The 15,607-nt window shown below is 52.1% G+C and carries 10 protein-coding genes; 1 reads left to right on the plus strand and 9 read right to left on the minus strand.

Features of this window, described 5'->3' with window-relative positions; translation table 11 throughout:
* Positions 1 to 37: 37 nt before the first annotated feature.
* The 4 genes from sbcC to AR688_RS16630 form a co-directional block, all read right to left on the minus strand.
* Positions 38 to 3,022 (minus strand): exonuclease subunit SbcC, encoded by a 2,985-nt coding sequence (sbcC, locus tag AR688_RS16615; RefSeq protein WP_068236595.1) that lies wholly within the window; start codon positions 3,020 to 3,022, stop codon positions 38 to 40.
* Positions 3,019 to 4,236 carry an exonuclease subunit SbcD gene (gene sbcD, locus AR688_RS16620; RefSeq protein ID WP_068236597.1) on the minus strand — a complete coding sequence of 406 codons (1,218 nt, stop codon included), beginning with the start codon at positions 4,234 to 4,236 and terminating at the stop codon, positions 3,019 to 3,021. The genes sbcC and sbcD overlap by 4 nt, the downstream gene beginning before the upstream one ends.
* Before the next feature lie 136 nt (positions 4,237 to 4,372).
* Positions 4,373 to 4,912 carry a BON domain-containing protein gene (locus tag AR688_RS16625; RefSeq protein WP_068236601.1) on the minus strand — a complete coding sequence of 180 codons (540 nt, stop codon included), beginning with the start codon at positions 4,910 to 4,912 and terminating at the stop codon, positions 4,373 to 4,375.
* A 101-nt stretch (positions 4,913 to 5,013) separates the two neighbouring features.
* Complete coding sequence (locus AR688_RS16630) at positions 5,014 to 5,511, minus strand: hypothetical protein (protein ID WP_068236603.1); 498 nt, start codon at positions 5,509 to 5,511, stop codon at positions 5,014 to 5,016.
* Positions 5,512 to 5,706: 195 nt separating this feature from the next.
* Here AR688_RS16630 and AR688_RS16635 point away from each other — a divergent pair, with 195 nt between their 5' ends.
* Positions 5,707 to 7,053, plus strand: a complete 1,347-nt coding sequence (locus AR688_RS16635; RefSeq protein WP_068236606.1) for a sigma-54 interaction domain-containing protein — start codon at positions 5,707 to 5,709, stop codon at positions 7,051 to 7,053.
* 7 nt (positions 7,054 to 7,060) lie between these two features.
* Here AR688_RS16635 and AR688_RS16640 read toward each other — a convergent pair whose 3' ends face one another.
* The 5 genes from AR688_RS16640 to AR688_RS16655 all read right to left on the minus strand — a co-directional run bounded on the left by AR688_RS16640 (position 7,061) and on the right by AR688_RS16655 (position 15,600).
* The gene (locus AR688_RS16640; RefSeq protein ID WP_068236610.1) at positions 7,061 to 8,710 is read right to left on the minus strand and encodes a diacylglycerol kinase family protein; all 1,650 of its coding nucleotides are present in this window, start codon (positions 8,708 to 8,710) and stop codon (positions 7,061 to 7,063) included.
* A gap of 80 nt (positions 8,711 to 8,790) precedes the next feature.
* Positions 8,791 to 8,985: a hypothetical protein gene (locus AR688_RS16645; protein ID WP_068236613.1), complete on the minus strand. Its 195-nt coding sequence runs from the start codon at positions 8,983 to 8,985 to the stop codon at positions 8,791 to 8,793.
* 52 nt (positions 8,986 to 9,037) lie between these two features.
* Complete coding sequence (locus AR688_RS20035) at positions 9,038 to 9,214, minus strand: DUF1328 domain-containing protein (RefSeq protein WP_082694821.1); 177 nt, start codon at positions 9,212 to 9,214, stop codon at positions 9,038 to 9,040.
* A gap of 234 nt (positions 9,215 to 9,448) precedes the next feature.
* A complete protein-coding gene (locus AR688_RS16650) occupies positions 9,449 to 12,520 on the minus strand; it encodes an efflux RND transporter permease subunit (RefSeq protein ID WP_068236615.1) in 3,072 nt (1,023 codons plus the stop codon).
* Positions 12,517 to 15,600 (minus strand): multidrug efflux RND transporter permease subunit, encoded by a 3,084-nt coding sequence (locus tag AR688_RS16655; RefSeq protein WP_068236618.1) that lies wholly within the window; start codon positions 15,598 to 15,600, stop codon positions 12,517 to 12,519. Before AR688_RS16655 ends, AR688_RS16650 begins: the two co-directional genes overlap by 4 nt.
* Between the last annotated feature and the right edge of the window lie 7 nt (positions 15,601 to 15,607).

Here is a 15,607-nt window from a genome sequence, read left to right on the forward strand (position 1 = left end):
CCCGCCGTTTGGCGGGCTATTTCCCCATAATCACCGCTTAACTGACAACCCGGATCTGGCTATAACCCAGGCCCTGTTGTTTTTCTACTTTGATCTGCACCGCTATTCGCTCTTTTAATGCCTCTACATGGCTTATAATACCTATCATCTTGCCGCTGGCGTTCAGGTTATCCAGTGCACTTAGCGCGCTGTCCAGTGTGTCAGCATCGAGGGTGCCAAAACCTTCATCGAGAAACAGCGAGTCAATGCGGGTTTTGCTGCTAACCAGATCTGACAATGCCAACGCTAACGCCAGGCTGACCAGAAAACTCTCGCCACCGGATAAGGTTTTGGTATCGCGCAAACTGTCGGCCTGCCAGGTGTCCAGTACCACCAGTTCCAGTTCGGCATCCGCATGGCGTGCCAGTTGATAACGGTTATGTAACAGCGCCAGTTGGCGGTTGGCCAGCACAATTAGCTGTTGCAGTGTTAAGCCCTGGGCAAAGCGGCGATACCTGGCGCCATCTGCCGAACCAATTAAGCTGTTCAGCCGCTGCCAGTGTTCATACTGCTGCTGTTTGCCGGCAATATCCTGCAGCAACTGTTGCTGGCTATCACGGCGCTGGGCATCACTATTAAGTTGCTGCTGTAACTGCCCGAGTTGCTCGGTCATTTGCTGTATTTGCGCCTCTTGCTGCTGCAGCTCGCTAGCCAGCTCACTGGCAGATAACACCGACAGCTGCTGCTGGGCAATAAGCTGCAGCCGCTGCTGCCAGTCGGCCAGCATTCGTTTAGCAGCAATTTCGCCTTGCTGTAGGCGTTGCTGCAACTGCTGTAAGGCGCTAAGTTCGGCTTCGCTAAGCAAGGCGTCTTTAAACGCCGCTTCGTCGGCAAAGCTGCTATCAGTGAGCGCTTGCTGCCATTGCTGCGTGGCCTGTTGCAACTGTGTAGCGGTTTGCTGTTGCTGGCGCTGTAGCACCTGCTGCTGGCCCTGCCACTGCTGCATTTGCTGTTGTAACTGCTGCAAGGCAGCCGTTACTGTCGTTAACTCCGTTACCGGCGTTGTGGCCGGTGGTTGTGGTGCCTGCATGGCTTGCCATTGCTGATGCCAGTGATCATGCTGCGCGGCCAGCTCTGCCTGCTGTTTATCCAGGTGCAGCGCCTGCTGCTGCCATAATTGCAACTGATGCTGGTTATCTGCCAGTTGCCGCTCAAGCTGCTGCTGTTGTTCTTTTACTTGCTGGCGCTGTTGTTGCAGCTGCTCCAGCTGGCGTAGGTGTTGCTCATTTTTACTGAGCTCTGCCGCGATAGCATCAAGCTGTGGGGTAATGGTTGCCAGCGAACTGCCTTCAGCCTGATAGGTCATTTCAGCGTTTAGCTCTGCCAGCTCAGTATCCAGCTGCGCGAGTTGCTGGGTTAAATGCCGCTGCTCGGCCTGTAGCGCTGATTCACGCTTGTTAAGCTCCTCGCCCTGACGTTGCGTTTGGCTGAGTTCAGCTTCTTTTGCCTGCAACTGCTGCTCTGTGGTGGAGCTGTTAAGCTGTTGATATGCAGTGACCGCCGGGTGCTCTGTCGCGCCGCACAGCGGGCAGGGCTGATCTGGCTGCAACCTTGAGCGGTGCTCAGACAGCTGCATAATCAGCTGTTGCTGGGCCAATAGCTGTTTTTTGTCATTGATCTGCTCGGTCAGTGCTTTGTAATGCTGGCGCAGCGTGACTAACTGCGCGGTTACCGGTGCCAATGCCTCTGCGGTGCTGCTAAGTTGCTGCTTTAACTCAGTGCTTTTTAATTGTAGTTTTTGGTGCTGCTGTAATTTTTGCTGTAATTGCTGCAGCTGATACTGCTGCTCACGGCGTTGCTGTTGTTGCTGGCGCAGGCTGTCTGGCTCGGCGCCGCTCAATGCGCCGTCTAACTGCTGTTGGCGGCTGTTCAGCCCGTCCAGTTGCGTTGTCAGCGTAAGCTGCTGTTGTTGGGTATGTTGCTGCTGTTCAGTGCGCTTGCGCGCCTGTTGAGCAAAACTGTGTTGCTGTTGTTCAAGAAATTGTACCCCCTGCCACAGCAAGTCGGCCTGTTGCTGGCTACCACCGGCTATTTGCTGCGCCAGTGCGGCTTGTTGTTGCTGATACTGCTGTTGCTGCACCAGCAACTGTTGCATCGCAGTGTACAACGGCTGCAACTTACTGGCTGGCTGATAAGCGCTTAGCCGGGCCAGCTCCGTTTTATGCGCTGCATTTGCTGCCAGTGCTTGCTGCACCTCTTGCTCTGAGCGCTGTAGCTCCTGCTCGGCACTGCTAAGCTGCTCGCGCCAGGCCTGCACTTTACGCTGCTGTGTCACGGTCTGTTGTTGTTGTGTCAGTGCCGCTTTTAACGCTGAAAGCTCATTGCTAAGCGTCTGTTGTTGTTCCTCGCTAAGCAGTTCTACCGCACCGGCCCTGGCCTGCAGCAGGTCCAGCTGGCTTTTTTGCTCACGGCAATCATTAAATACCTGCTGTGAAATACGGCCGTAAATATCAGTGCCGGTTAACTCTTCGAGTAATTCGGCGCGCTCGTTGGCATTGGCATTAAGAAACGCAGCAAAACCGCCCTGCGCCAGCAACATAGACTTAGTGAAGCGGCCAAAGTCTAACCCGGTGATCTCGGTAACCAGACGCAGTTTATCGCTGTTTTTTTCGGCCAAAATGGTTCCGTCCAGTTTCGCCAGTTCAGTTTTAGCAGCCTGTAATTTGCCATCACTCTGGCCACGGGCCCGGCGCTGACTCCAGAACGCCCGGTAGCCCACCCCGGCAACCTCAAACTCGACTTCGGCCAGACATTCACTGGTATGGCGCGTCATCAATTCATTGCTGGTAGCAGAAGTACTTAGCCGCGGGGTTTCGTGATATAGCGCCAGACAAATGGCGTCCAGAATAGTGGTTTTGCCAGCACCGGTGGGCCCGGTAATGGCAAAAATATTGCTTTGGTTAAAAGGTGGCAGGCGAAAATCTATCTGCCACTCGCCACGCAAAGAATTAAGGTTTTGCAGCCGCACCGACAAAATCTTCATGCCGTTTGTTCCACTTTAGCCAGCACCTGACGGTGCAGTATGGTCAGTTGCTGTTGCTGCTCATCGCTTAATATTTCTGTTTGCAGCCGGGTTTGCCATACCTGCTCTGGTGTCAGCTCAGACAAACTTTGCTGCACCGGCGTTGTTAAACCGGCAGCCTGGTTGCTACGCTGACGGCGTAAGCGCAGCAGTTGGACCGGTAAACCCTGCAATAGTTGCTCAACTCTTTGCTGTAAGTCAGTAAGATAGGCATCGATTTCGCTTATCACCAGCTCCAGCCATAAAGTACTGCCCTCAGGGAGGCCCTGCAGCGCCTGCTGCACTTTTACCGGCACATCAGCCAGGCTGGTTTTTATACTGCACAAGGGCTGAAAACAAGGCACAGGCACGCTGCTAACGGTTTTCTCAGCGCCGTTAAACTCAAGCAACCACAGCTGTTTTTGCGCTTTGGCTTCATCAAAACTCAGTGCTATCGGCGAGCCGCTGTAACGGATGTCGGTAGCGGCTTTTAGCTGTTGGCTCTGATGAATATGGCCAAGCGCGATATAATCAGCCGGCGGAAATGCATCCGCCGGAAATGCATCCAGCGTACCTATGTATATGTCGCGTACAGATTCTGACGTACTAACGCCGACGGTAGTCAGGTGTCCGGTCATAATGATTGGCAGTTGCAGCTGGTGCTCAATGTTGTAGCCTTGTGCCAGTACATACAGTTGCTGATAATGCTGTGCTATGGCCTGCTGCAGGCTAAGCTGTTTGTCACGCGCACTTTGGCCGCCCTGGCTTTGCAGTAAATCGCGGGCACGTAAAAAAGGCACGGCGCACAACAGCGCCGCAGGCTGTTTTTGCTGATCATCCAGCAGTACCAACTGCTCGGTCAGATCCTCACTGCTGCTGGCAACTACCCGGGTGTTTAAGTAGTGCAGCAGATTTTTACTTTCATTCAGTACTGCTGCAGCATCATGGTTACCGCCCAAAATCACCAGCTGACAGCCGCTGCCCTGCAGCTCAACAATAAACTGGTTGTACAACTCACGGGCATAGCTGGGCGGTGTGGCCGTGTCGAAGATGTCACCAGCGACGACAATGGCATCAATATTAAGTGCTGTGACCTGCTGCACCAGCCAGGTTAAAAAAGCCTGATGCTCGGCCTGTCGGCTGCGGCCAATAAAGTGCTGGCCCAGATGCCAGTCAGAAGTGTGCAGAATACGCATAGCGGGAAAATACCGGGAAATCAGTGGCCAAAGCATACCGGATACTACGCCAGACAGCAAAAAGCCGATCTGGCCCGGCAGGCTCAGATCGGCTGTTAATTTACTGCCGCAGCGTCACGGCAATGGTATTACGCTATTACTTTGCAACCTGCAGTTTGTCGACTACACGGCTGACATCAGAGGTATTTTTTGCAATGGTCACCGCTAAATCTTTTTCAGCGTCAGAATCTACTTCACCGTGCAATGTTACTACGCCGTTTTCAGCGTCGACATTAATAGAAGTACCACTTACTTCTGATTCAAACAGCAAACGGGTTTTAACCACAGTGGCAATTTTGGCGTCTTTTAACGCACTGCTGTCTTTGCTGTCAGCATTTTTACCTGTATTAACTACAGTTAACTGGTTATCTACGTCAGTTACGCCTTCAAGATTTTCGATCAGCTCTTCTGCCAGTGCTTTATCTACTTCACTTTCCACTTTACCGGTTAACGTCACGTTGCCGTTTTTAACGTCGGTATTAATATCAAACGAATTCAGATTACCGTTCAACAGTAATGTTGTTTCGGCTTTGCCGTCAATCCACGCATCTTTGGCGCCGTCTTTCCAGTCATTCGCCGCTACTGCTGTGGTGGTTAATGCCAGAGTCATCATCATTGCTAAAGTTGTACGTTTCATGTTGTCGCTCCTTGTTATTGAGACGATAAAACTGATGCCAGTTTGATGCCACAATTTAAGTTATTGTTTTATATAGCATTTATTTTACCATTCAGCTTGTGTTAATTTTTTGTTTGTATATTTTGCCTGTCGACCGGTAAAACTTTCAGCAACGGCTGTAACTGGTCACTGGCTATTTGCAGTGCAGCAGATAAATGCGCCAGTGTTACTTTCGTTGTACGGCTATGCACTGCCCGGATCAGTTGCTTTAATACGTGCAACTGCTGCTGTAATAAACCGGCCAGTTCAGTCAGCATAGATTGCGTCATAGGTTGATTATGCAGAGCCGTTTGCTGATGCAGGTACCAAAACTGCACGGCGGCCAGTTCACTGCTGTAATCCTGCGGTATCGCTTCCTGTTTTGCTGCAATAGGTAACTGCTGTGCTGCCACACTATGTAGCTTTGACAGTGCAATAAAGTTGTAGCGCAGATTGCTGTCGGCGACTTGTTGTGCTGCTTGTTGAAAGAAACGCTGCGCTGCGACGCAGACGGAATAAACGCCAGATAAGATTCTTTCTTCTGTCCGTTGTTCTGACTTTGCTGAACCTGCATACTCCATAAGGGTACCTCCTGTGCGGTTTTAGCGGTCATAGTTCATATTCAATTCATATACCAAAGTGTATATTTATGATTTAATTAGTTATTTTATAAGTTCGCAGTTTGGCCGTAACACATATTGGTAAGTTTTACCCATTCGGATTGTTAAATTTACCGTGCTGACATAGAGTTATATATCGCAACTGAGAGCTGACAAATGAAACAACCACGTTTATTCCTGCATGTGCAGGACTCCGGGCTGGCCGCCCAGCTGTTACAATCGTCCGCTGTGCGCCGCTTCGTGGTAGTAAGAAGCAGCGATGCCGCTCCCTGGCCTGAGCAACTGCAGCAACAGCCTTGTGAGCTGGCATTTATTCAGGCGGATAAACACAGCCAGGCTGACTATCAGCGGCTGCTGACAAGTAAGCTACTGGCAGAGATCGATTTTATTGTAATCAGCGACGGCTTCCCTGATCCGGTATTGGATCAACTGATGCGCTCCAGTGCTGGTTATCATTTCCGCCAGCCGCTGGATATCGCCCGCATACTCGATACCCTGCAGGATTTTTATGAGCAGCTCAGCACCAGCCAGCAGCAGGTAAAAACTAATGTCAGTGCGCTGGATCAGTTCGGTTTACTGGTGGGCTCTTCCCGTTCCATGCTTAAGCTGTACCGGATTTTACGGAAAGTTGCGGTAACGGAAGCCAATGTATTAATCGTTGGTGAAAGCGGTGCAGGTAAAGAGCTGGTTGCCAATACTCTGCACTTAGCCAGCTATCGCTCAGAGCAGCCTTTTGTTGCCATTAACTGTGGAGCACTAAGCCCCGAGCTGGTAGACAGCGAACTGTTTGGCCATACCAAAGGCGCCTTTACCGGTGCACTACGCGAACACCAGGGGGTATTTTCGCAGGCAGAAGGCGGCACCTTGTTTCTGGACGAAATAACTGAGATGCCGATAGATCAACAAGTTAAGCTGCTGCGGGTATTAGAAAGCGGCGAATACCGCCCGGTAGGCAGCGACAAAGCTCATCAGGCTAATGTGCGTATTGTGGCGGCAACAAACCGTGACCCGCAACAAGCTATCGCTGATGGTGTACTGCGGGAGGATTTATATTTTCGCCTGGCGCAATTTCCGGTGCATGTGCCACCACTGCGCGATCGCGGCGATGACATCTGCGGTCTGGCCCAGCATTTTCTGTCCTACCGTAACGCTAAAGAAGAGCAACAAAAACAGCTGGCGGCTGAAACGCTGCAGCTGATTGCCCAGCATAGCTGGCCTGGTAATGTGCGCGAATTAAAACATGCGGTAGAGCGCGCCTATATTCTGGCAGATAAAGATATTCTGCCCGAGCATCTGTTGTTGGAAACCGCTACAGAGGGTGCTGATGAACAGTGCCTGACCGAAGTACCTTGTGGTGTATCACTGGAAGAGCTGGAAAAAGCCGCTATTTTAAATACGCTGGAACAAAATGCCGGGAATAAAACCGATACCGCACAACAGCTGGGTATCAGTGTAAAAACCCTGTACAACAAACTGGAAAAATATCAGCAGACCGAGCAGTAACCTATGTTCAAGCGGCAACCTGCTCGCTGTCAGCACTGTCTGCCAGCATAACCAGCAGTGATGCCGGAACAACACTGATATCCAGTGCGCTGTCGCTGTAAAGCTCACCATCTATAACATACTGCAAGTTTTGCCCGTCCTGCCGGCGAATTTTTATCCGGCGGGCGCTGCAATGTTGGCTAATGGCATTCAGGCTGATATTGGTTAAACCCGCCAGTGCCAGCTCTGCTAACCCTAGCACGGCGTTGTTGTCGGCATTGTCGGCCGTTAGCCAGGTAATATCCAGTTTACCATCCGTTAAATCAGGTGCACCGTGGCCTTGAGCCAATAAGGTAGTTAGCGGTGCGGCATTAGCGATCACCAGGCTGGCGGTATCCAGCTGTTGTTCTGGCTGCTCATCAAATTGCACCAGCAGATGCTGAATATGGTTAGCCTGTACGGCCTGCCATAAACCATTTAGGTACGCCAATTGCCCAAGCTGATCTTTACTGGCACGATCTGCCGCCGCTATCATTTGTTGTTCAAAACCAACGCCAGCTAACAGCAGCATTAGCTTGTCGTTACAACGCGCCGTGTCTATGGCTCGGCTTTGGCCTTCAATAATATTCAGGCAGGCAGAACGCACGGGCATCAGCTTAGCACTGATACCCCACAGCGCATGGCTGAGGGCATTGGTCGTGCCAAGCGGAATAATACCCAAACGGATTTTGCTGCCAGCCAGCACTGAAGCAACTTCGGTAACCGTGCCGTCACCGCCGCAGGCAATAACCATAGTGCAACCAGCCTGCTTTGCCTGCTCAGCCAGTTGTTGCGCGGAGCAGCTATCGCTACTGGTATGCAGGCTTAGCTGCATAAAAGGCGAAAGTAATTCGACAACTTCTGTTTCTGCTTCTGCCCACTTACCGCCACCGGCAGCGGGGTTAGCAATTAGCCATACCGGCTGCTGGCCCTGTTCGGTGTAACTGTCGGTAAATTGCCGCAGTGCGGCCAGCTGATGCTTGTTAAGCCGGGCGGTGTGCCGCACCTGCCGGATCAGCGCTACGGCTTTCTCGGCACTACGGCTGTTATGCCGGCTAAGTAAAAAAGCAGCCAGCACTAACACTGAGCGGCCGCGCCCCAAAGCACAGTGCACCAGCACTTTACGGCCATCTGCGCGTTGGCGCTGTAGCCAGTTTACAGCTTGTTGCAGCTGAGTGCGGCTGGGGCTGGCGTGGTCCAGCACCGGAATATTCAGATAGCTGATATCATCAGATTGGCTTAATTCGTCCAGAGCGGCGAATTCAGCGGTAACATCCAGCACAGCCGTTATTTGCTCATCGCGTAACTGCGCCATATCTGCTGCAGTTAAACGGGCACCAAGATATAAACCACCACTAACCCGCTGCATAGGCGCCACTTTATCGCGACGTCGAGCTATCAGGTTATACAGACCTGCACTAAACAAAAAGGGAATAAACAACCAGCGGCTATACCATGGCAAGCTGCCATCATTGCGCTTGCGAAACACAGTTGCAGTATTTAGCCAGTAAGCAGAACTGACCACCAGAAAAGACAATGCCGCCCAACCCAGTACCAGTTGTAATAACAGGTAGGGAGCAAACCAACTGCCAACAGCCAATAATAATGCCAGCAACACATAGTACAGAGCGATGATCATAGCTGGCCGTCCTCCTGCCAAAGTTGTATTCCTGACAAACAAGACAAACGTAGCCGCCCAGTGGCGGCTACGTTATATGCTTAACAATCCTCGTCTTTAGCATCTGCTTTGTCTTTGACATCCTCACATAAGTCTTCCACTTTATTACCCACATCAGTAGCGACTTCATCAATTTTTTCACCCGCTTCTTCAGCATTATTTTTTTCACATGCTACAACGGAAAAAACCAGTGTTGCTACCAACATTAAACGGAATAATACGTTAGTTATTGTCATACTCTATTTCCTCTTCTTACAGCTTACAAATTAAATACTTACTACTTATCACTTAAAGTCTTGGCGACTTACCGCGCAATGCGCCTGCCAATAGTGAGATAACCAACAGCACGATAAAGATAAAGAAAATAACTTTAGCTATACCTGCAGCTGCACCAGCAATACCACCAAAGCCAAGAACAGCGGCAATAAGCGCGATAATTAAGAATGTTAATGCCCAGCCCAACATAATGTTCTCCTTATGTGCGATATGCACAAGGTCAATTGTCAGTAGGAATATAGCCAATAACATGCCAGCTTTTATAAAATAAACTATGTCATTGATATTTAATGAATTAACGAAAATGCAGCAATAAAATAAAACAGCTATATGAACGGGATACAGAAAAATTTACCGGTTGACCGGTAAAAAAGCCACTGCAGGCACCGGTGGCCTGATGGCAACCGGTGAGGTTTTAATTGCTTAACCCGCGGCAGATGAAGATGTTACATCAGTACGTATCGTGCTTTTACGGCACTTGCTGATCAGCAGATATACCGCCGGGGTGGTGTACAACGTGAGGACTTGGCTTACCAGTAAACCGCCTACTATGGTAATACCCAGCGGCTGGCGCAGCTCAGAGCCCTCGCCTACGCCCAATAATAACGGTAAAGCCCCAAGCAAAGCGGCAAAGTTTGTCATTAAAATAGGCCGCAGCCGTTGCTGGGCCGCCTGCGCAACGGCCTCTTGTGGCGATAACCCCTGATTACGTTCGGCTGCCAGGGCAAAATCGACCAGTAAAATGGCGTTTTTCATTACAATGCCAATAAGTAAAAACAGGCCCAGCAGCGCGATCAAATTAAAATCACTGTTAGTCAGATACAGCGCCAGCAGGGCGCCAAGCCCGGCACAGGGTAATGTAGACAGAATAGTCAGCGGTTGTAACAAGCTTTCATACAGTATGCCCAGCAGTAAATACACTGCCAGGATCACGCCAATAATAAGCCAGGTTTGATCGCTGCTGGCAAACATGGCATTACGCTGGTTTTCACCGCTAATAGCATGAATGGCCCCCGGCACCATCAACTCTGCCAGTGCCTGATCAATGGCTGCTGATGCTTGTTCCATGGTGGTATCCGGCGCCAGGCCGTAGCCGATGTTAACAGAGGCGAACTGGCCGTCGTGCTGTACCCTGTCGTTAACCAAACCATAGCGGTAACTGGCAATAGCCGACAGCGGTATCTGCCGGCCGTCACTGGTAATAACCTGCAATTGCTGTAACACCTCTGGCTGGGCGGTGTAACCTGGCATCAGTTCCATCACGATACGGTACTGGTTTTGCTGATCATATAAGGTAGCGATCTGGCGCTGTGAAAAAGAGTTATTTAATAGCGTGGCCACAGTACGCATATCAATGCCCAGCCTTTGCGCGGCTTCACGGTCAATATGCAGTTCAATTTGCTGGGCATCTTCGCCACCCGGCGTGTCTACATCTACCAGGCCGGGTAGTTCCTGCAGTTTTTCGCCGACTTTTTTGCCCCACTGGCGCAGCAGTGCCAAATCGTCGGATAGCAGCTGTACTTCGTAATCACTGCGGCCAAAGGGTGAGGACAAGCGGATGTCCTGATCAACATTCATAAATAAAATGCCGCCCGGCACCTTAGGCGCCGTTGCCCGCAGCCTGTCTACTACCTCACGCGCTGATACCTGCCGCTCGGCAAGTGGTTTTAACCGTACCCGCATCCATGAATTACTGACACCGCTGTTGCCACCACTGGAGCCGGTAACATCGGCTACGGCAGGATCTTGCAACACAAACTGGCGGAAAGCTTCTATTTTTGGCTGCATCATCTGAAAGGAGGCGCCGTCATCGCCGCGAACAAAGCCATTTAGCTGGCCGGTATCCTGCTCTGGCAGCAAACCAGACGGTATTTTGCTGTATAGCCAACCACTGGCGGCAAACAGTAACACCAGCACCAACAGCAACCAGCGGTAATGGTTAAGGCCAATATCAATGCTGCGCCGGTACCCCTGGCCAAAGCGGTAAAACAGCCCTTGTTTCTGTTGCGCCAACGGCGATGCTTTTAGCATCAGTGCCGACATGCTGGGCGTAAGGGTTAATGACACCAGCAGCGAAATAACCATAGCGGCCACCAGCGTGATCGAGAATTCGCGAAACAGCCGTTCTACTAAACCACCCATAAATAAAATGGACAGAAAAATAACAATCAGTGCCAGGTTCATCGCCAGCAGGGTAAAACCTACCTCAGCCACGCCCTGCCGGGCAGCCTGCAGCGGCGACAAACCACGTTCCAGATGGCGTTTGATATTTTCTACCACTACGATGGCATCATCTACCACCAGACCGGTGGCAACAATCAGTGCCATTACCGATAAATTATTCAGTGAAAAACCGCACAGATACATCACGGTAAAAGCGCCAATCAGTGATATCGGTATGGTCAGGCTGGGGATCAGCGCACTGCGAAAACTACCCAGAAATGCCCAAACCACCAATACCACTAACACTGCAGCAATCAGCAGGCTGATTTGCGCCTCTGCCAGCGTAGCGCGGATCACCGGGCTGCGGTCCATCACCACGGCTAAATCGGCTCCGGCCGGGGTCAGAGCCTGCAACAAAGGCAATTGCTGATAAATAGCATCAATAGTTTCGACAATATTGGCACCGGTACGCCGGCTTACCAGCAGGATCACCGCATCTTTGTCATTGTGAAAACCCGCGCTGTAACGGTTTTCGGTTGAATCGGTGACCAGTGCCACATCTGACAGCCGGATCGGTGCTCCGTTAATATATTTAATCACCAGCTCTTGATAATCCGCAGCCTGGCGCAGCGTTTCACTGGTGGCCAACTGCCAGCGATGGCTGTCGCTTTCCAGCACGCCAAGCGGCACTGAAGCATTAACACTGCTAATAGCGGCACGCACTTCATCCAACGCTACACCGTAGTGCGCCAGCATGCCCGGGTTAAGCTGCACCCGCACTGCAGGCAGTGAAGAGCCACTTACTTCTACCTCACCTACGCCGGTAATTTGCGCCAGCTTTTGCGCCAGCACGGTAGAGGCGTTGTCGTACAACACACTGCCGGCCAAATGGCCTGAACTTAGCGCCAGCGCCATAATCGGCGCCTGTGACGGGTTAAACTTGCGGTACACCGGGTTACCCGGCATACCCGATGGTAACTGGCCGCGGGCAGCATTAATGGCGGCCTGCACTTCGCGGGCGGCATCATCGACATTGCGGTCCAGCTCAAACTCCAGCCGTACCTGAGTAGAGCCCTGGCTGCTGGACGAACTGATACGGCGGATACCGGAAATACTGCCAAGCGCTCGCTCCAGCGGCGTTGCCACCGTTGCCGCCATACTTTCCGGGCTGGCGCCGGGCAAGCTGGCGGTAACAACAATCATTGGAAAATCAATGGCGGGTAACGGCGACACCGGTAACAAACGCCAGCTTAGCAAACCCAGCAGCAAAATGGCGGTGGCCAGTAAAGAGCTGGCAACCGGCCGCTGAATAAAAGGCTGCGCCAGACTCATACTGCGGTTGCCTCTGTCTGTACTGCCGGTTTGCGTTTGCTGAACAGCCGGTCAAACCACAGATACACCACTGGCGTGGTGAACAGTGTCAGTACCTGGCTGACCATTAAACCGCCTACCATTACCAGCCCCAGTGGCTGGCGCAGCTCGGCACCGGAACCTGTACCCAGCATCAGTGGTATAGCGCCAAATAAGGCCGCCAGTGTTGTCATCAGAATTGGTCTGAACCGCATTAAAGCAGCCTGATAAATGGCTTCGTCTGGTGTTAAGCCCTGATTACGCTGCGCGTCGAGGGCAAAATCGACCATCATAATGCCGTTTTTCTTTACCAGGCCAATTAGCAGCACTATGCCGATTACCGCGATAAGATCCAGCGGCTGGCCGGTAATCAGTAAAGCCAGCAAGGCGCCCACTGTGGCCGAGGGCAAAGTAGATAAAATGGTGACCGGGTGGATCAGGCTTTCATACAAAATACCCAGTACGATATACATAGTGACAATAGCCGCCAGCACCAACCACAGTGTGTTGCTAAGTGAAGCCCGGAATGCCTCGGCCGCGCCCTGAAAGGTCAGCTCTACTTCAGGTGGCAGTTGCAGCTGTTGTTGCACCTGCTCAATTGCGGCAACTGCCTCGCCCAGTGAATAACCGGCGGCCAGGTTAAACGACAGCGTAACCGCCGGAAACTGCCCCTGCTGATTAATCAGCAAACGGGCCGGTCGCTGGCTTACCGTTGCCACCGCCGACAAAGGTACTGTCGCGCCACTGCTACTGGTCAGGTACAGTTTGTCCAATGCATCGATGCCGGTTACCTGTGCCGGATCAGCTTCCAGCACAATGCGGTACTGGTTCGACTGAGTAAACAAGGTTGAAACCTGACGCTGGCTGTAGGCACTTTGCAGCACCGAGCTTATTTGCGACACACTCAGGCCCAGCCGTGCGGCAGCTGTGCGATCAATATCAATATAGGCCTGTAACCCTTGCTGCTGTAAGTCATGTGCTACCTCAGACAACTCCGGCCGTTGCTGCAAAGCGCTGAATAAGTCCGGCAGCCACTGGCTGAGCATTTCATGGTCCGGCGTGCTGAGGCTAAACTGATACTGGGTACGGCTGATCCGGTCTTCGATACTCAGCTCTTGCACTGGTTGGAACCAACCTTTAATGCCGGGTACGGCCAGCACCTGCTGCTCCAGTTGACGGATGATTTGCACCGCCGATTCACTGCGCTCACCGTGAGGCTTTAAATTCACCAGAATACGGCCGCTATTGATGCTGCTGTTATTGCCATCTACGCCGATAAAAGACGACAGGCTGCTCACATCGGCGTGCTGCAAAATATTCGCCGCCAGTTGCTGCTGGCGCTGCGCCATTGCCTGAAACGAAATGTCCTGCGGCGCTTCAGTGATAATTTGTATTACACCGCTATCCTGTACCGGGAAAAACCCTTTTGGTACAATCATATACAAGCCCGCCGTCAAGGCCACTGTTGCCAGCATACTGGCCATCGCCAGCCGCTGATGGCGCAGTACCCATTGCAACGCGCGGCCATAGGCGTTGATCACCCGCTGCATGGTACCGGGGTTATCTTTATCTTCGTGCGGTGGCAGTGCTGTCAGCATATGGGCGCACAGCATAGGTGTAAGGGTTAACGACACCACTAACGAAATCAGTATTGCCACAGTCAGGGTTACTGCAAATTCATAAAACAGCCGGCCTACCACATCGGCCATAAATAGCAGCGGGATCAGCACGGCGATAAGAGAAAAAGTTAACGAAATCAGCGTAAAACCAATTTCTTTGGCGCCTTTAAGCGCCGCTTCCATCGGTGACGCGCCTTGCTCACGGTGGCGGGCTATGTTTTCCAGCATCACTATGGCGTCGTCTACGACAAAGCCGGTGGCGATAGTCAGCGCCATTAGCGTCAGGTTGTTTACCGAGAAATCCAGCAGCAACATGATGGCAAAGGTACCAATCAGCGATAACGGCACCGCCAGGCTGGGAATAATGGTGGCCGGTATGGTGCGCAAAAACACAAAAGTGACCAGGATCACCAGACAAACCGCAAAAATCAGTTCTTTTTGTACATCACGTACCGAGGCGCGAATACTCAGGGTGCGATCGGTTAATACCGTTACATTTACCGCTGCCGGCATGGTGGAGGTAAGCTGCGGTAGTAGCGCCTGTACTCTGTCGGCCACTTCGATAACGTTAGCGCCGGGCTGGCGCTGAATATTCAGTAGCACAGCCGGTTGCTCGTTAGCCCAGGCGGCCAGAAAACGGTCTTCAGCACCTTGCTCTACTGTGGCAACATCTGCCAACCGCACCGGCGCATTGTCACGCCAGGCAATAATCAGTTGCTGATATTCAGCTATATCGCGGATCTGATCATTGGCATCAAGCATGGTTGAGCGAAACGGGCCATCAAAACTGCCCTTGGGTTGGTTGGTGTTGGCGGCGGCGATAGAAGTGCGCAGGTTTTCCAGGCTTAAATCCATATTCGCCAGTGCAGCCGGGTTGGCTTTTACCCTGATCGCCGGGCGCTGGCCACCGGCCAGGCTGACCATGCCCACGCCGGGCAACTGCGCCAGTTTTTGTGCCATCCGGGTGTCGACTAAGTCGTATACCTGTGGCAAGCGCAGGGTGTCAGACGTTACAGCCAGCGTAAGAATAGGCGCATCAGCCGGATTTACTTTACGATACACCGGTGGTGTGGGCAGATCGGACGGCAACAATGACGCCGCAGTGTTAATGGCGGCCTGCACTTCCTGCTCGGCCACGCCCATATCCACCACCAGCGCAAACTGCAATGTAATAACCGATGCACCGGCTGAACTGCTGGACGACATTTGCTTTAAACCGGGAATTTGCCCCAGCCGCCGCTCCAGCGGCGCGGTAACGGTACGTGCCATAATGTCAGGACTGGCGCCGGGGTTAAAACTAAATACCTGAATAATCGGGTAATCTACCTGTGGCAACGCGGCTACCGGTAACTGCCGCCAGCTGAGAATACCGGCTATCAGTATCGCCAGCATCAGCAGCGACGTGGCAACAGGCCGCAGGATAAAAGGACGGGATAAATTCATCACCGGC

The sequence above is a fragment of the Rheinheimera sp. EpRS3 genome (assembly GCF_001513785.1).
Classification (GTDB): domain Bacteria; phylum Pseudomonadota; class Gammaproteobacteria; order Enterobacterales; family Alteromonadaceae; genus Alishewanella.

Bases quoted from the DNA above. Each gene is read 5' to 3' on its own strand.
- sbcC (WP_068236595.1), bottom strand. From the start codon at position 3,022: ATGAAGATTTTGTCGGTGCGGCTGCAAAACCTTAATTCTTTGCGTGGC.
- sbcD (WP_068236597.1), bottom strand. From the start codon at position 4,236: ATGCGTATTCTGCACACTTCTGACTGGCATCTGGGCCAGCACTTTATT.
- AR688_RS16625 (WP_068236601.1), bottom strand. From the start codon at position 4,912: ATGAAACGTACAACTTTAGCAATGATGATGACTCTGGCATTAACCACC.
- AR688_RS16630 (WP_068236603.1), bottom strand. From the start codon at position 5,511: ATGGAGTATGCAGGTTCAGCAAAGTCAGAACAACGGACAGAAGAAAGA.
- AR688_RS16635 (WP_068236606.1), top strand. From the start codon at position 5,707: ATGAAACAACCACGTTTATTCCTGCATGTGCAGGACTCCGGGCTGGCC.
- AR688_RS16640 (WP_068236610.1), bottom strand. From the start codon at position 8,710: ATGATCATCGCTCTGTACTATGTGTTGCTGGCATTATTATTGGCTGTT.
- AR688_RS16645 (WP_068236613.1), bottom strand. From the start codon at position 8,985: ATGACAATAACTAACGTATTATTCCGTTTAATGTTGGTAGCAACACTG.
- AR688_RS20035 (WP_082694821.1), bottom strand. From the start codon at position 9,214: ATGTTGGGCTGGGCATTAACATTCTTAATTATCGCGCTTATTGCCGCT.
- AR688_RS16650 (WP_068236615.1), bottom strand. From the start codon at position 12,520: ATGAGTCTGGCGCAGCCTTTTATTCAGCGGCCGGTTGCCAGCTCTTTA.
- AR688_RS16655 (WP_068236618.1), bottom strand. From the start codon at position 15,600: ATGAATTTATCCCGTCCTTTTATCCTGCGGCCTGTTGCCACGTCGCTG.